The organism is Streptomyces sp. BE303, from assembly GCF_036290945.1.
GTDB lineage: Bacteria > Actinomycetota > Actinomycetes > Streptomycetales > Streptomycetaceae > Kitasatospora.
This window is the reverse complement of sequence record NZ_JAQYWZ010000527.1, coordinates 1-336: the sequence shown is the minus strand read 5'-3', so window position 1 is coordinate 336 and position 336 is coordinate 1. Positions and strand designations below refer to the sequence as shown.

1 protein-coding gene is annotated in these 336 nt (G+C 62.2%); it reads left to right on the top strand.

All coding sequences use genetic code 11. The features are described 5' to 3' along the window. Positions 1-336: hypothetical protein (locus PUR56_RS43395; RefSeq protein ID WP_329948749.1), on the top strand; the 336-nt coding region annotated here is incomplete at both ends.

Here is a 336-nt window from a genome sequence, read left to right as displayed (position 1 = left end):
TGTGGTGGGGGGGGGGTTTTTTTTATTTTTTTTTGTGCGGTGTGTGTTGGGGGCTTACGTGGGTGGGGGTTTGGGTTTGGTTTTTTTTTTTTTTTTTTTCTTTTGTGTGGTTTTTTTTTTGGTTTTTTTTTGTGTGGGTTTTTTTTGTTTTTGTGGGGGGGGTTGGGGGGGGGGGGGGGGGGGGGGGGGGGGGGGGGGGGGGGCCGGCGGGGGCGGGGGGGGGCCCAGCCCTCGGGCCGTGCGCTGCGCACGAGCAGGCTCGCGAACACCCCCCAGCCCCCCTCGCGCACGCCGCGGACCAGCAAACAACCCCCCCCCCTCCCGCACACCAAACCC